This window comes from Alkalicoccobacillus murimartini, assembly GCF_030813245.1.
Taxonomy (GTDB): domain Bacteria; phylum Bacillota; class Bacilli; order Bacillales; family Bacillaceae_D; genus Alkalicoccobacillus; species Alkalicoccobacillus murimartini.
Window position 1 is genome coordinate 193,322 of sequence record NZ_JAUSUA010000001.1, and the last position, 15,384, is coordinate 208,705.

16 protein-coding genes, 1 other RNA gene and 1 other annotated feature are annotated in these 15,384 nt (G+C 40.6%); of the genes, 14 read left to right on the forward strand and 3 right to left on the reverse strand.

Annotation, left to right across the window (positions count from 1 at the left end; all coding sequences use genetic code 11):
* Window positions 1-100: 100 nt before the first annotated feature.
* The gene (locus tag J2S05_RS01055; RefSeq protein ID WP_306979095.1) at window positions 101-406 is read right to left on the reverse strand and encodes a hypothetical protein; all 306 of its coding nucleotides are present in this window, start codon (window positions 404-406) and stop codon (window positions 101-103) included.
* Window positions 407-539: 133 nt separating this feature from the next.
* Here J2S05_RS01055 and ssrS point away from each other — a divergent pair.
* Window positions 540-724, forward strand: a non-coding RNA gene (gene ssrS, locus J2S05_RS01060) — 6S RNA.
* A 155-nt stretch (window positions 725-879) separates the two neighbouring features.
* The gene (locus J2S05_RS01065) at window positions 880-1,647 is read left to right on the forward strand and encodes a tRNA threonylcarbamoyladenosine dehydratase (RefSeq protein WP_306979097.1); all 768 of its coding nucleotides are present in this window, start codon (window positions 880-882) and stop codon (window positions 1,645-1,647) included.
* Between the two features lie 47 nt (window positions 1,648-1,694).
* Here J2S05_RS01065 and J2S05_RS01070 read toward each other — a convergent pair whose 3' ends face one another.
* Window positions 1,695-2,327, reverse strand: coding sequence for an RsfA family transcriptional regulator (locus J2S05_RS01070; protein ID WP_306979098.1), 633 nt, complete (start codon window positions 2,325-2,327; stop codon window positions 1,695-1,697).
* 240 nt (window positions 2,328-2,567) lie between these two features.
* Between J2S05_RS01070 and J2S05_RS01075 the strand changes: the two genes are divergently transcribed.
* The gene (locus J2S05_RS01075) at window positions 2,568-4,733 is read left to right on the forward strand and encodes a sensor histidine kinase (RefSeq protein ID WP_306979100.1); all 2,166 of its coding nucleotides are present in this window, start codon (window positions 2,568-2,570) and stop codon (window positions 4,731-4,733) included.
* Between the two features lie 22 nt (window positions 4,734-4,755).
* Here the strand turns inward: J2S05_RS01075 and J2S05_RS01080 are convergent, their stop codons facing one another.
* Window positions 4,756-6,015, reverse strand: a complete 1,260-nt coding sequence (locus J2S05_RS01080; protein ID WP_306979102.1) for a replication-associated recombination protein A — start codon at window positions 6,013-6,015, stop codon at window positions 4,756-4,758.
* 168 nt (window positions 6,016-6,183) lie between these two features.
* Here J2S05_RS01080 and J2S05_RS01085 point away from each other — a divergent pair, with 168 nt between their 5' ends.
* The 11 genes from J2S05_RS01085 to J2S05_RS01135 all read left to right on the forward strand — a co-directional run bounded on the left by J2S05_RS01085 (window position 6,184) and on the right by J2S05_RS01135 (window position 15,092).
* A complete protein-coding gene (locus J2S05_RS01085; protein WP_306979104.1) occupies window positions 6,184-6,888 on the forward strand; it encodes a YczE/YyaS/YitT family protein in 705 nt (234 codons plus the stop codon).
* Window positions 6,821-7,240 carry a cysteine metabolism transcriptional regulator CymR gene (gene cymR, locus J2S05_RS01090; RefSeq protein ID WP_306979106.1) on the forward strand — a complete coding sequence of 140 codons (420 nt, stop codon included), beginning with the start codon at window positions 6,821-6,823 and terminating at the stop codon, window positions 7,238-7,240. The genes J2S05_RS01085 and cymR overlap by 68 nt, the downstream gene beginning before the upstream one ends.
* 38 nt (window positions 7,241-7,278) lie before the next feature.
* Window positions 7,279-8,439, forward strand: a complete 1,161-nt coding sequence (locus J2S05_RS01095) for a cysteine desulfurase family protein (RefSeq protein ID WP_306979107.1) — start codon at window positions 7,279-7,281, stop codon at window positions 8,437-8,439.
* 63 nt (window positions 8,440-8,502) lie between these two features.
* On the forward strand, window positions 8,503-9,570 hold the full coding sequence (gene mnmA, locus J2S05_RS01100; RefSeq protein WP_370873608.1) for a tRNA 2-thiouridine(34) synthase MnmA: 1,068 nt from the start codon (window positions 8,503-8,505) through the stop codon (window positions 9,568-9,570).
* A gap of 38 nt (window positions 9,571-9,608) precedes the next feature.
* A complete protein-coding gene (locus tag J2S05_RS01105) occupies window positions 9,609-10,268 on the forward strand; it encodes a tetratricopeptide repeat protein (protein WP_306979112.1) in 660 nt (219 codons plus the stop codon).
* Between the two features lie 10 nt (window positions 10,269-10,278).
* Complete coding sequence (gene recD2 / locus J2S05_RS01110) at window positions 10,279-12,573, forward strand: SF1B family DNA helicase RecD2 (protein WP_306979113.1); 2,295 nt, start codon at window positions 10,279-10,281, stop codon at window positions 12,571-12,573.
* Window positions 12,574-12,587: 14 nt separating this feature from the next.
* Window positions 12,588-13,001, forward strand: coding sequence for a hypothetical protein (locus J2S05_RS01115; protein ID WP_306979115.1), 414 nt, complete (start codon window positions 12,588-12,590; stop codon window positions 12,999-13,001).
* An 84-nt stretch (window positions 13,002-13,085) separates the two neighbouring features.
* Entirely contained in the window at window positions 13,086-13,562 is a 477-nt protein-coding gene (locus J2S05_RS01120; RefSeq protein WP_306979117.1) for a PRC-barrel domain-containing protein, read from the forward strand.
* A gap of 14 nt (window positions 13,563-13,576) precedes the next feature.
* Window positions 13,577-13,765 (forward strand): hypothetical protein, encoded by a 189-nt coding sequence (locus J2S05_RS01125; RefSeq protein WP_306979120.1) that lies wholly within the window; start codon window positions 13,577-13,579, stop codon window positions 13,763-13,765.
* A gap of 16 nt (window positions 13,766-13,781) precedes the next feature.
* Complete coding sequence (locus tag J2S05_RS01130; protein ID WP_306979121.1) at window positions 13,782-13,970, forward strand: DUF3918 domain-containing protein; 189 nt, start codon at window positions 13,782-13,784, stop codon at window positions 13,968-13,970.
* Between the two features lie 57 nt (window positions 13,971-14,027).
* On the forward strand, window positions 14,028-15,092 hold the full coding sequence (locus tag J2S05_RS01135) for an AI-2E family transporter (RefSeq protein ID WP_306979123.1): 1,065 nt from the start codon (window positions 14,028-14,030) through the stop codon (window positions 15,090-15,092).
* Window positions 15,093-15,137: 45 nt separating this feature from the next.
* Window positions 15,138-15,343: a binding site (T-box leader), on the forward strand.
* Window positions 15,344-15,384 lie beyond the last annotated feature (41 nt).

Below are 15,384 nucleotides of genomic sequence, written 5' to 3' on the forward strand. Positions count from 1 at the left end.
AAACGATGAAAACCACGAACAACAAATCACCCAAAAAACAACCCGACACAAAAAAGCAGGCGCGAAAACCCGCCCTGCTCCTATCTCGTACCTACAAAACTTACATATTGTATTTAGTTGAAGGCATAAGTACTTTGAATTCTTCTATTAACTTAGTGGGATCTTTTTTTATGAAGTACGTTCGCACACCACCAGTAGTGTGTAGATAAAGGTAGCCAATTTTATTATCCTTTTCTTCTAATCGATAGGAAATATCAAGGACACTTTTAATTGGATAACTAATATCTTTCACTTCGATACGATCTTCATAAAGATGGAGGTCAAATGAGGTTTCGACTGTGCGTTTTTCGATCCAGCCGATTTCTTGTCTCACTTCAATACAGCGGTGTGTTACAAGTGGGTCCATAGAGTTTACTCCTTTGCATAATTAGTCTTAAGGACTATCATACCCTATTTAGAAACTGATCTAAACAAATGTAAAGTAGATCGAGTAATTCTTGCGAAGGGATCACGCACATGTTATACTATCGTTAATTAAATAAATCCTGAGATGCTCGTATTCTCTTGTTCTTTTTTGAGCCAACACCTTTTGATAGGGAGCCTAACCGTTATTTATAGGATTACAAGCCTTGTTAGATTAAGAGGACGTAAAAGCATAAATACATGGCACCCACCTGCTTCGCAGGTTCAAAAACCATAGACCTACGGCATATTCGGGATTTATTATATAAAATGTAATGGAAGTGTCTCTTGTTGCAGGGGGCGTTTTTTATTTGTCTAAAAACGCGTTCACATAATGGAGACCTCATGATATAGTTATTCGGGTATTCTAAATATAATTGTGTAAGAAAGATTGATTAAAGGAGGCTTCATAACAGAATGTTGCATCAATTTTCACGTAATGAATTAGCTATTGGTCATGACGGGTTGGACCAATTAAAAGGAAGCACAGTGGCTGTACTCGGGATTGGCGGAGTTGGTTCCTTTTCTGCAGAGGCTTTGGCACGTTCAGGTGTCGGTCGTCTGGTTTTGGTTGATAAGGATGATGTGGATATTACAAATGTGAATCGACAAATACATGCTTTGGTTTCAACAGTCGGAAGACCTAAGGTTGAACTAATGGAAGAGAGAATTCAGGATATTAATCCAGAGTGTGAAGTCATCGCACTAAAGATGTTTTATACAGAGGAAACGTATGAAAAGTTTTTTGAACAAGGCATTGATTATGTCATTGATGCGAGTGATACGATTTCATATAAAGTACATCTGATGAAAGAATGTTTAAATCGAGGAATCCCAGTTATTTCTAGTATGGGTGTTGCGAACAAAATGGATCCAACGAAACTGAGAATTACCGATATCTCAAAAACGTCATATGATCCTATTGCTAGAGTTGTCAGACGTAAGTTGCGAGAGGAAAAGATATATAAGGGAGTAGAGGTTGTGTTTTCGGATGAACAACCTATTCGAATTAGAGAAGATATTCGTAAAGAAATTGTTCCCGAAAAAGCGGAGAATGGACCGATTCGCAAAGCGAAATTGCCTCCATCATCTAATGCGTTTGTTCCATCAGTTTGCGGACTTATTATGGCAGGACATGTTATTACTAAGCTACTTGATGGCATACAAATCAATCGTACGAACTAATAAAAAGGATGTTTCGATCACCGATATGGTGAATCGAAACATCCTTTTTATTTTGCTACTTTTTCTAAGTTACCATTCTTGTCCATTTTGAACGCGGCATTGGAGATGGCCTCTTCATCTTCTAAAATAGCCATTCTTCGTGCGCGATTCATAATTTGAATGAGTGATTGGTAATCTTCTTCAATGATGCTGTTGTCCTGCTTAATCTTTTGAAGTTCTTGTTTAAGCTCATAGTTCTGATTTTTTAGTAGTTCATTTTCCGAATATAGAGAACGAACTTCTTCTTGGTTGGTCTGCTGACTTGTCTTTTGGGCAAATTGTTGTAAGGATTGTATGATATCTTCTAAGCATGTGTCATCTTGATAAGTCTCCACTTGAACAGGGCTAGGATATAATAGCGATGCCGGCGCCCATACAGGTTTGTTGGAAGAATAATAGGTGAATCCAGCAGCTCTTTTACGCTCTTTGCGTTCTTTTTTGGCATTCGCAATGGACTTTAAGTGTTTTTGACGCACGACTGCATTCCATCTGAACCCACAGGCTGCTGATGTTCGGTTTAACGTATCACCGACCTCATCAAAGGCTCTTAATTGAGTACTTCCATCTTTAATATGTGTAAGTACAGTTTCTGCTAATAGTACATCGTCCTCGTGAGACCAAGCATCCTGTCTAACTTTCATGTGTATCATCCTTTCATTCTCCTATAATCTTGGAACTGTTTGTTGGTTTTGAAGTTGTACTATTACTTTTTCCAAATCAAACAAGTTGTATACCAGTATCATAGAAAAAAAGTAGATCATTCATTATGCATATAAATTAGATCGGACTTCTCGGAGCACTTTTTTTTTTGTCGAAAAAAGTGTAAACTGAGACGATAGTCTTAGTTAGGGTTGATTTTTTATTAGTATATTGAGGTGCCTATGTTTAATTCATTACGATCAAAACTAATATTGTTTTTCTCTTTTGTCACATTTGTACCTTTATTAATAGTAGGAATTATTATGTATCAATATCAGCATGAAGATCTTTCAGAACAGATGACAGAGTCGCTTGAAAAAGCTTCGGAAAATCGTGCTGAAGGACTAGAAACATTTCTTATGGAAAGAAAAAGAAACCTTGAATATCTTGCGAAAGACCCAACAATTACAGATGTAGATGCTGGAGATGAAGAAGTTCAGCAAGCATTAATGAGTTTTCAGGAAACGTATCCATATTTTCTAAATACCATTTTTATGAGTAACGAGAATGTGACTTCAATACATAAACAAGAAAAAATGGAGCAACTACTGATTGATGAACCTGAATGGTACATTCATTCTAGACAAGAAGGGACAGGTTTTTCAGATTTCAAAAGAGACTTCTATGGAGAGCCAACGTTTGTTCTAAGCCAAGCGGTTTATGATCAGAATGATGATTTCATCGGAAGCGTTGCATCTTTTGTCAACTTAACTGAAATCAGAAATCAATTAAATCAATCGTATCAAACAGTATCAGAATCCGAACGGTCAGAGTATGCCTTTCTAATAAATGGACATGGTGATATCGTGTCTCATCCCAATAGGGAGTTAGTGTTAAACAATAATTATTTCGCAATGAATGATTTTGATAAATCAAGGTTTTTGGAGTTAGTCGAGTCGAAAGAGCCTTATTATAATTCAACAAATCAAATGATTCAGTTTTTTCGTCCGTTAACAATGACGGATGGATTTGAAGGGGACTGGTTTGTGGCTGTTTCCGTTCCTCAAGATCACTTGCTTTCAAATCAACAGCAGTTATTAATTACGTATCTAGGTTTGTTTGGTATTGTTTTTATCCTTACCCTGTTGGCTGTGTTGAAATTATCCAATTTTATTGTTACACCTTTAAAGCAGCTAGTAGTTGCTACGTCTAATTTTGCGTTTAGTCATAAGGTAGATCCAATTACTCAAGGTTACTACCAAGAAGCTGATACGCTGAACCGGGCTTTTAAAATGATGACCACCAAGCTCATAGAGCGGGAAAGAAATCATCAAAAATCCAGTCTTATTCTTGAGACAACTGACAATGGTATATTGGCATTTACACAGAGTAATCAGGTGCTGACAACTTTTAATGCGACATGTGAGCGGTTATTCAATGAAGAAAGAAACAATGTGTTAGGTCTTACATTGGAAGTGGTTGCGTCTGAAAATCCTCGACTGCGTTCGTTTTTAGAGTGTGCTAACTTAGATGCATTGTCCACTCCGAAAATGAATCAACGATATGAATGTCATTGTACCTTTGATAATCAACTCCACACATTTTTTATCAGTGTGTCTAAGCTCAATCATTCAGGTGCTTCTGGTGAACAGGATACATTGGTTGTGTTTAATGACGTTACAGAAAAAAGGCTTATGCAACAACAACTTGTACGATCAGAAAAATCGAAAGTTGCAGGAGAGCTTGCCGCTGGGTTTGCTCATGAAATACGCAATCCATTAAGTACGATCAAAGGATTTCTTCAGGTCTTTCAAAAGGAAGAACAGAAAGAAAGTAAGAAAGATCAATTTGATTTAATGGTAAAGGAAATTGATCGAGTGAATAAGATCATTAAAGATCTATTAAACATGGCTAATCCTTCAGACGTTATAAAGGAAAAGACAAATCTTTCAGATATTCTGAGTAGTATGAGAAAAATGTATTCAACAGAAGCAGCTAAAAGAGGAATCGATGTTACTTTTTGTCACGATTCTGAATTGCCAGGGGTCTGGGTTGATGCTGATAAGGTTCAACAAGTGATGATTAATCTAGTCAAAAATGGGATGGACTCCATGCCAGAAGGTGGGGAATTAACTATCCGTGCATATGAAAGTGACTCAAAATCAGTCGAGATTTTGGTTCAAGATTCAGGTGAAGGTATGGGGGAAGATATTATAGATAAAATTGGGACTCCATTTTTTACGACAAAGCATGATGGTACAGGTCTTGGTTTAATGACTTCTTTTCAAATCGTTGAAGAACTTGATGGCACATTAACAGTGGAAAGTGAGCAAGGTAAGGGTACATGTTTTACTTTAAAGCTTCCTATCTATCTTTCCGATCATACAAAAAACCAGCTCGACGCATAAATACATGCGACGGGCTGGTTTTTTATTTAGCTTGATGTAGTCGGGTATAGAGATCGGCAAGAGTCGACTCGAATTTCCCTGTTTTCTTCGGAAAATAATATTGACGATCTTTGAGGGGGTTAGGTAGATATTGTTGTTTCACCCAACCGTTATCGTAATCATGGGGATACTTATACGTTACCCCCCTACCGAGGTTTTCTGCTCCTTTGTAATGAGCATCTTTTAAATGGGCGGGTACATCGCCAACCCCACCTTTGCGAAGGTCAGACAGAGCCTGGTCTATGGCTATGATCGAACTATTTGATTTTGGTGACAGGCAAAGTTCAATCACGACATTTGAAAGGGGAATTCTTGCTTCCGGAAATCCAAGTCGTTCTGCCGCTTCGATAGCTGATAATGTCCGCTCACCTGCTTGAGGACTAGCTAACCCCACATCTTCATATGAAATTACAAGCAATCGGCGGGCAATACTAACTAAATCACCAGCTTCAATAAGTCTTGCTAGATAATGAAGCGCTGCATCTACATCACTTCCACGGATTGATTTTTGGAAGGCTGATAAGACATCATAATAAGCATCCCCATCCTTATCATGCTGGTAGCTTTTCTTTTGGATGCTTTTTTCAGCAATTTGCTTAGTAATGTGCTTAGGTGCAGGAGTCGAGAGAATGGCAATTTCAAGCCCATTTAAAGCTGACCTTGCGTCGCCACCACATGCGAGTGAAAGATGAGTTAACGCATCATCATCTACCTTCACATCGGTTTTTCCGTATCCATTAATCGGATCTTCTACTGCTCGTATTAAGGCTAACTTGATATCTTCAGGTTCTAACATCGTTAATTCAAAGATGTGGCATCGGCTTCGAATGGCTGGATTAATTGCGTGATATGGATTGGATGTAGTGGCCCCAATCATTATGACGAGTCCATTCTCTAGGTGAGGAAGCAAAAAATCCTGTTTGGTTTTGTCTAAGCGATGGACTTCATCCATGATAACAATCATTTGCCCATGCATTTTTGCTTCGGCAACAAGGACTTCCATATCTTTTTTGTTATGCATGACAGCATTCATTAATTTAAATGGCAGATCCATAGTTCCGGCAATGGCCCTAGCAATAGATGTTTTGCCAGTTCCGGGTGGACCATAAAGTATCATAGAGCTTAGCTGTTCGGCATCAATCATTCGACGAAGAAGCTCACCTTCGCCCAAAAGCTGCTTCTGTCCAATCACTTCCTCAATGGTTGAGGGTCTGATTCGATAAGCGAGCGGTTGCTTTTTCATCTAACTTCTCTCCTTTTTCAATTAGCTGTTTAAACTAGTGATGTTAAGACAAGTGTACCATTAAAGAAATACAACTTATACGAAGAAGAATCGAAACTGAATCATTACCATTAGCAAGCCGAATCATGATATAATAGCTAGGAATTATAGGGAAGAAGGGATTAATCGTTGAATGTAGTTCTCTTACATCGATTTCAAGCAGCAGGACTTAGGTGGCTGTTTTTTCTTGTTGGATTAATGGTGATGTCTTTTGGAATTGCTTTAATGATTCGTGCTGAGCTTGGAATTGCTCCATGGGAGGTACTTCATGTTGGCCTTATGCAGCAAGTTGGGTTCACTGTAGGGACTTGGTCGGTATTAACTGGATTGGTCGTTTTAGTAGGTTCCAGTTTACTGTTGAAAGAGTGGCCCAAACTAGGGGCTTTAGTGAATATGATTTTAGTCGGCGTGTTTATTGACTTATTTTTATATATTCTGCCTCAAGTTCATCTAACATCTGTTAGTTGGGCGATGATGCTTGCAAGTGTATTGATAAATGGATATGGCATTGGGTTATATATTGCTCCGGGTCTCGGTGCAGGGCCACGAGATAGTTTGATGCTCGCTTTAAATCTCCGCTTGGGCTGGAGTGTTCAGCGTGTGCGCATTTTACTAGAAATAACCGTTTTAACAGTAGGATGGTTATTAGGTGGTCCAGTATTTTTAGGAACGCTTATATACTGCGTTGGGATTGGGTATGTTGTAGGCATAACCTTGCCACATTGCAAAAGAATGGTTCAAAAAATGATAGAAAGAGGGACTTATTATGAAGATATCAACAAAGGGACGGTACGGATTAACAATTATGATGGCACTAGCAAAGAAATCAGGTGAAGGCCCTGTATCCTTAAAGTCCATTGCAAAAGAATATAATCTTTCTGAACATTATCTTGAGCAATTAATTGCCCCGTTACGTAATGCCATGCTTGTAAAAAGTGTGCGTGGCGCGTATGGCGGCTATATGTTAGCTAAAGAAGCTCCACAGATCACTGCGGGAGATATTATTCGTGTCTTAGAAGGACCAATTAGCCCTGTTGAAGTTCTGGAAGATGAAGAGCCAGCTAAACGAGATCTTTGGATCAAAATTCGTGATGCCGTTAAGGATGTTCTTGATAATACAACGCTTGATGACTTAGCAAACTTCAAAACAGAAGGCGAACAAGAATACTACATGTTTTATATTTAAAAGAAGAAGGGTCATTTTTTGTGAAGTAGGTGAATGTTTTGGATAGAATCTACCTTGATCATGCGGCAACATCTCCCATGCATCCTGATATTTTAGAAGTGATGATGCCGTATTTAACAGAAGTGTTTGGAAATGCATCGAGTATTCATCATACGGGAAGACGAGCTAGGCAAGCCCTAGATGGAGCTCGTGCGATGATCGCAACTGAATTGAATGTCCGCCCGCAGACGATCCTTTTTACAAGCGGTGGAACAGAATCGGATAATATTGCAATTCAAGGATATGCTCAAGCGAACCAACATAAAGGACGTCACATCATCACAACACAAGTGGAACACCATGCTGTTTTGCATACGTGTAAACAACTTGAACAATTAGGCTTTGAGGTGACCTATCTTCCTGTGGATGAGACTGGGATGATATCAGTTGAGGATGTAGACGCCGCCTTACGGGAAGATACCATTCTTGTCACTGTTATGCTTGGTAATAATGAGGTTGGGACGATTCAGCCAATTTCAGATATTGGATTAAAGCTCCGTGATCATCAAGCTGTTCTGCATACAGATGCCGTGCAAGCTGCCGGGAGTATTGATTTATCCATTCATCAATTGCAAGTAGATATGTTGTCTGTCAGTGCTCATAAGGTAAATGGACCAAAAGGGGTCGGGTTCTTATATATTGGCGAGGATATTAAGGTTACACCACCCTTTTTTGGTGGTGAGCAAGAACGGAAAAGGCGAGCAGGGACAGAGAATATTGCAGGGATTATAGGGCTTGCAGAGAGCTTTAAGTATGCTTGCTATAATCAGGAAGAAAAACGCAAGCAATATCGTACCTATAAGGAGCGTTTTTCTGCTATTCTAGAGCATGAAGAGATTCAGTTTCAACTAAATGGTCACGAAGATTCTCAGCTTTCACACATCTTAAATATTAGTTTTCCACGTGTGAATGTAGAGTCCATGCTTGTGAATCTCGATATAGCTGGTATTGAAGCATCGAGTGGATCTGCTTGTACAGCTGGTTCCATTGAACCTTCGCATGTATTAACCTCCATGTTTGGTGAAGGAAATGAGCGGGCAAAGACGGCGATTCGTTTTAGTTTTGGATTAGGAAATACAGAGTCAGAAATAGAGAGAGCTGCGCAAGAGACAGCTAAAATAGTGAAACGATTTCAGCAACAGCAGCCCTTTATTGTATAGCTGAAAGACAGGAAGGTGAGCAAGGTGAGTAAACGTCCTGAAGATACCCGTGTTGTAGTGGGGATGTCTGGAGGAGTGGATTCGTCTGTCACAGCGCTTTTGTTAAAAGAACAAGGCTATGATGTGATTGGCATGTTCATGAAAAACTGGGATGACACAGATGAGACTGGTTTCTGTACAGCAACCGAGGATTATGATGATGTGATTCGAGTATGTAATCAATTAGATATACCTTATTATGCAGTGAATTTCGAAAAGGAATATTGGGATAAAGTTTTTACTTATTTCCTTGAAGAATATAAAGCAGGGCGTACACCCAATCCAGACGTCATGTGTAACAAAGAAATCAAGTTTAAAGCATTTTTAAATCATGCAATGACACTAGGTGCAGATTATGTTGCAACTGGACACTATGCGAGAGTGAAAGAAATTGATGGTGTCACTCAGTTGCTCCGTGGAGTCGATGATAATAAGGACCAAACGTATTTCCTTAATGCGTTAAGTCAGCAACAATTGGCCAAAGTAATGTTTCCTATTGGTGATATGCCTAAGTCTGAAGTGCGTGAGCGTGCTCATGCCGCAAACCTAGCGACTGCTGCTAAAAAAGATAGTACAGGTATTTGTTTTATTGGTGAGCGTGACTTTAAAGAGTTCTTAAGCACGTATCTGCCAGCTACACCAGGTGAAATGCGCACCCTTGAAACAGATGAAGTAAAGGGTAAGCATGATGGTTTGATGTACCATACATTAGGACAGCGTCAAGGTCTTGGTATTGGTGGAGCAGGAGAACCTTGGTTTGTTGTAGGGAAAGACCTAGAACGTAATGTGCTTCTTGTTGGACAAGGGTACGATCATTATGGTTTATTCTCAAAAGGGCTCGAAGCGATTGGGATGAACTGGATTACAAACGAAGCACCAGTTGAGCCTTTTACCTGTATGGCAAAGTTTCGTTATCGTCAAGCGGACCAGCCTGTAACGGTTTACCCGCATGCCGATGGAACAGCTTCTATTACATTTGATGAGGATCAACGTGCAGTAACACCTGGACAAGCCGTTGTTCTTTATGATGGCGAGCGCTGTCTAGGTGGCGGAACGATTGATGTGGTATTAACAAATTGGGAAAATGCCTGAGCGGTGTTTTCCTTTTTTTCGAGTGAGGAGACGAACAAATGAAAAACTTAAATGAAAAAGGTATTCAACATATGAAGGACCAACAGTATGAGGAGGCAGGCAAAGCCTTTACTGAGGCTATAGAGCTTGAACCCAAAGATCCTGCAGCTTATATAAATTTCGGTAACCTGCTATCACTGCTAGATGAAAATGACCGTGCTCTAGTGTTTTTTGATCGGGCAATTGGCCTTGATGAAGAAGCGGCTACTGCTTATTATGGAGCAGGGACGATTTATTATAAACAAGATCAATTTGAAGAAGCCGTCAAAATGTTTAAGCAAGCGTTAATCAAGAAATTAGATGAAGCTGATCTCTATTTTATGCTTGGTATGAGTTACTATCAACTAGGTTCCTTGCCACATGCGTGTGCTAATTTCCAACGTGCAGTTGAACTAAATGAAGCTGATGTAGATGCTAATTTTCAGCTTGGTTTGACCTTAGCGCAACTTGAGCAGTTGGAAGATGCCATCCCATATTTATTAAAAACGGTTGAACTGCAGCCCATGCACTCTGACGCGTATTATAATCTTGGAGTAGCCTATGCAAGCCAAGAGCAGGCAGAGAAGGCTCTAGAGGCTTTTGAGAAAGCATTAGAAGCACAACCAGATCATTTATTAGCAGGGAATGGGAAGAAGATTATTGAACAAGCCTTAAAGTGAGGGTGAGACTGTGAGCCAAGAAGAGACTGAGGAGCGTAAACAAGGTGTACAGCGTGGATATATTAAAGGTGAAATTCTGCACGTGGTCTTTCGCAATGAAGAAAATTATTACACAGTCGCTGTTGTTAGAGTACGCGAGACAAATGAAGAGATCGATGAGAAGAAGCTGACTATCGTTGGAGTGCTCCCTCACGTAGAACCAGATGAAACGTTTTTGTTTTTTGGCAGTGTGGCTGATCATCCGAAGTTTGGTATTCAATATAAGGTTGAACAGAGCAGACGAGATTTGCCTCAAAGCAAGCAGGGTGTTATTAGATACCTGGCGAGCGATCGTTTTCCTGGAATCGGAACGAAGACAGCAGAAACCATTGTAGAAAAGCTTGGAGAAACGGCCATTTCGCGTATTGTGGAAAACCGTGATGTGTTAAATGACATTCCTGGATTAAAAGAAGAGAAAGCAGCTGTGTTGTATGAGAACCTCTATGAACAGCAAGGAGTTGAACAGGTTTTAATTGTTCTCTCGGAACATGGATTTGGTGTAGAACTTGCTCTAAAGGTTTATCAAGTGTATAAAACAACGGCGCTTGAAATCATTAAAAGTAATCCATATCAGTTGATTCATGATGTTGATGGAATTGGGTTCAGACGAGCAGATCAATTGGGAGCATCAATTGGCTTAACGGGGAATCATCCTGATCGATTACGAGCGGGGTGTTTGTACTTAGTTCATGAACTCTGCATCCAAGAAGGTCATATGTACATAGAGACAGATCCATTAACAAATCAAGCCGTTTCCTTGCTTTCATCACCGGGGCAACCCATTCAACATGAGGAAATTAAACAACAGTTGGTTCGAATGCATGAGGAAGGTATGCTGGTTGTGGAAGATACACGTGTCTACACGAAGTCGCTATTTGGTGCTGAAAAGGGTATTGCTTCAAATATTCGACGTCTCCTTTCTACCGAGGTAAAAGATGAATTTCCAGAGGCGGAATTTTTGAAGTCTCTTGGTGAACTGGAGGAAGAGTGGGGGATTGAATATGCTCCTAGTCAGAAACAAGGGATTCAGGAAGCCATTGCGAAGCCAGTTATGCTTTTAACGGGTGGACCGGGAACAGGAAAAACAACGGTCATACGTGGCATTGTTGAAGTTTATGCGAGGCTCCACGGGTTATCGCTTGATCCACGTGCGTATACATCAAGTAATCCCTTTCCCATCCTTCTTACAGCTCCTACCGGACGTGCTGCAAAACGTATGTCAGAAGCAACCGGGCTCCCTTCTTCAACCATACACAGTATGCTTGGTTGGAAAGGTGGAGCAGGCGGTTTTGATAAAGGGGAACATGAACCATTAAATGGAGAACTGTTAATTATTGATGAGATGTCGATGGTGGACAGTTGGGTAGCTAATTCGCTTTTTAAGGCAATTCCTAAAGGGATGCAGGTTGTTATTGTGGGAGATGAGAATCAGTTACCTTCAGTTGGACCAGGGCAGGTGTTAAGAGACTTGATTAACTCAGGAACTATCCCTCTTGTTGCCTTAACAGACATTTACCGTCAAGCAGAGGGCTCATCTATCATTGAACTTGCCCATGCAATGAAGGATGGACAGATGCCTCCTGACCTTTCACAAGCTCAGTCAGACCGCCGATTTTTCCCATGTAAGATCGATCAAGTGAAAGAAGTCGTTTGGCAGATCTGTGAAAATGCAATCAAAAAAGGCTATGAGGCTCGAGATATTCAGGTGCTTGCTCCCATGTATAAAGGGAGTGCCGGTATTACAGAGCTAAATGTTATGCTACAAAATTTGTTTAATCCCAAAAAGGAAAAAGTCCGAGAGTTAGCTTTTGGTGATCTGGTGTATCGCACGGGGGATGTGGTCCTTCAGCTTGTAAATAACCCAGAAGAGCGGGTATACAATGGGGACCGCGGAGAAATTGTAGCGATTTTTTACGCGAAGGAAAATACCGAACGTAAAGATCAATTAGTGGTTTCTTTTGATGGGACAGAAGTAACCTATAGTAAAACAGAACTAAACCAGTTAACTCACGCATATTGTTGCTCGATTCACAAAGCCCAAGGTAGTGAATTTCCGATTGTTGTACTGCCTGTCGTGCGAAGTTATAGCCGCATGCTGCGCCGGAATTTATTATATACCGCAGTAACACGAGCAAAACAATTTTTGTTAATGTGCGGTGAACTACGAACGATTGAATATACAATCACAAGTGGCGAAGACTTAGAAAGACAATCGCAGCTTGTCACTCGATTACAATTACTCATAAATGAAGATGCTAAGCCGTAAAAAGGAGTTCCTTTTTGCGGTTTTTTTGTTGGATTGATGTAGAATACATCGGGAAAAAAGCGGAATACAACGGAAAGGAAGCCAATACATCGGGGAGAGAGCAGGATACAACGGGAAGGAAGTCAATACATCGAGAAGAGAGCGGAATACAACGGAAAGGAAGCCAATACATCGGGGAGAGAGCAGGATACAACGGGAAGGAAGTCAATACATCGGAAAGAGAGCAGGATACAACGGAAAGGAAGTCAATACATCGAGAAGAGAGCGGAATACATCGGAGAGGAGATCAATACATCGAGAAGAGAGCAGGATACATCGGAAAGGAAGTCAATACATCGGAAAGAGAGTGGGATACATCGGAGAGGAGATCAATACATCGTGAAAAGAGCGGATACATCGGAAAGGAAGGAAAGAAAGCCAATACTTAAAAACTCAAAAGCAGTGCCCAACACATTCTCATAGCTGTCCGCATTTTGGGCAAACTAAAATTGTTCGGAAGGAAGGTGTATTCGTTGCGAACATTTGCTGTGATTCATGGGTTGCCTGTTATTGAAACAAAGACGGGGAACGAGTGTGGACGAGTGATTGATCTACTCTTGTGTAATAACCAGGTTACCGGATTGTTAGTGGATATGAGTGGGTGGTTAAACAGACATCGTTTTGTTCTTTTTACTAACATAGTCAGCGTTGGGGAACAAGCTGTCATGATTCGTTCAAAGGATGTGCTGGAAGCGTGTCACCCACAGGATGCGTATGAGGCATCCACCTCACTAGCAGTAGGACGATCGAGATTAAAAGGAATGGAATTGTTATCGGATACCGGTACACTGCTTGGTTTGGTAGAAGATGTATATTTCCATGAGAATTTGGGCACGATTGAGGGGTATAAAGTGACGGACGGTTTGCTAGCTGATTTGACTAAGGGGCAGAAAATGCTCACGGGTCACCAATTAGTTGTAGGTAAGGAGCGAGCCATCCTCTCTAATTAAAGGAGGCCCCCGTAATGCGCTGCCCAAATTGTCGAAGTATAGATATCGGAAAGATCGGAACCAATCAATTTTACTGCTGGAGCTGCTTTGTTGAGATGAGTATTGTCCAAGGAAAGCTGTCTCTTCATCAGGTGGAAGAAGATGGTTCATTAAGCTCGTTGGATGATTTATTTGAGGATGAACAGCTTCGAATGGAACAATAACGAGGAGGTGGAGTGAATGCGTCGAGCAATGAAACCTTTACTAATGTTAGGAATTGGTGCGGCTGTCTATTCGATGAATCAATCCAAATCAAAAACGAAAAAAATGGATTGGATGCGTCCAATCGAAAATATAGACCTTAATCAACTGTTATCAAAGAAACAATGGAGAAAAACAAGAAAAAAAGTGATGAAATCATTTAGCTGATCGTGGATGCCGGAACAGCATGAACTGTTCCGGTTCTTTTTTGGGAGGAGGGTCAATGTGGACAAAAAACAACCAATGACATTCATTCTCCGCGCGCTTCATTTGTTTATTTGGCTTTTAATCATTTGGGTCTTTTTTATGATATGGCCTTTGTTGCAGCCTGTTATTGATAAGATTTGGGCTGTCTTGATTCCTGTTCTTATCGCAGCCTTATTTGCCTACATCCTGCACCCATTTATTGAAGGAATTCACAAGTGGGGGCTGCCACGTTTAGCCGCTATCCTACTTATTTTTGCCGGATTTATAGGGCTAATCATTTTGATTGTCATCTATGGAATACCTATGATTGCCGAGCAGATCCAAGAAGCGATGGAAATTTTACCGAGTCAAATGACTAAAATGGTTTCTTATGTACATACGTGGGAGTATTCTCTTGAACGGATGCCAACATTTCTGAAAGGTCATATAGATGATTGGTCAGTACAGCTTTTAGTTGTGTTGGAAAAACTGTTCGATCAAGTGGAAGGAGCACTCATTAGACTCGCTCAATCAATTCCGTCATTAGTTGTTATTCCTTTTCTCATCTTTTATTTCTTAAAAGATGTAACGCTTATTAAAAAATCGACCTGGTATTTGACTCCACCGAAATGGAGACGATCCCTTAGCTATTATGCAAAAGATGTGGATCATACATTTGGTAGCTATATCAGGGGACAGCTCTTGGTCGCGTCTGTTGTCGCTGTCTTATCAATGATAGGACTTTGGTTACTTGGTGTGCCTTATGCCATCTTGTTTGGGTTGTTTATTGGAGCAACAGATATCATTCCTTATTTTGGAGCTATTATCGGTGCAGCGCCAGCAATTGTGGCGGCGTTGCTAATCTCATGGGACAAAGGACTATATACGGTGATCTTACTTGTGGTGATTCAGCAAATAGAAGGGAATTTGCTTTCTCCGCTTATTGTGGGGAGAACGTTACACCTTCACCCAATGCTTATCGTCCTTGCGCTGCTGGTAGGCGTGGAGATGGGGGGGATTCTTGGACTACTTGTTGCTGTGCCTGCTCTTGCTGTGTTAAAAGTAACCTTGCTCCATATACGACAGCACTTTCAGAATGATTGACTTTTAGACGAATGGTTTTTATAATTGTATTGACTCAAACATATGGCAAAATCATTGATGGAACGAGTAGGCGGCAGACCGTTTGAAGAGAGAACCTCCTAGGCTGAGAGAGGTTTAACGAAGGGCCGGATGAACGCTATTCCTGAGAGCCGCTGACAAACAGCTGCCGTTTACCGCGTTAAGGTGCTTAAGCGATGGACAGACTACTGTTCATAACTAGGGTGGTACCGCGTGATAATCTCGTCCCTTTTATAGGGTGGGGTTTTTTTGTTGTTGTGGAACTGTTTGAAAA

Bases quoted from the DNA above. Each gene is read 5' to 3' on its own strand.
- J2S05_RS01055 (WP_306979095.1), bottom strand. From the start codon at position 406: ATGGACCCACTTGTAACACACCGCTGTATTGAAGTGAGACAAGAAATC.
- J2S05_RS01065 (WP_306979097.1), top strand. From the start codon at position 880: ATGTTGCATCAATTTTCACGTAATGAATTAGCTATTGGTCATGACGGG.
- J2S05_RS01070 (WP_306979098.1), bottom strand. From the start codon at position 2,327: ATGAAAGTTAGACAGGATGCTTGGTCTCACGAGGACGATGTACTATTA.
- J2S05_RS01075 (WP_306979100.1), top strand. From the start codon at position 2,568: ATGTTTAATTCATTACGATCAAAACTAATATTGTTTTTCTCTTTTGTC.
- J2S05_RS01080 (WP_306979102.1), bottom strand. From the start codon at position 6,015: ATGAAAAAGCAACCGCTCGCTTATCGAATCAGACCCTCAACCATTGAG.
- cymR (WP_306979106.1), top strand. From the start codon at position 6,821: ATGAAGATATCAACAAAGGGACGGTACGGATTAACAATTATGATGGCA.
- mnmA (WP_370873608.1), top strand. From the start codon at position 8,503: ATGTCTGGAGGAGTGGATTCGTCTGTCACAGCGCTTTTGTTAAAAGAA.
- J2S05_RS01105 (WP_306979112.1), top strand. From the start codon at position 9,609: ATGAAAAACTTAAATGAAAAAGGTATTCAACATATGAAGGACCAACAG.
- J2S05_RS01125 (WP_306979120.1), top strand. From the start codon at position 13,577: ATGCGCTGCCCAAATTGTCGAAGTATAGATATCGGAAAGATCGGAACC.
- J2S05_RS01130 (WP_306979121.1), top strand. From the start codon at position 13,782: ATGCGTCGAGCAATGAAACCTTTACTAATGTTAGGAATTGGTGCGGCT.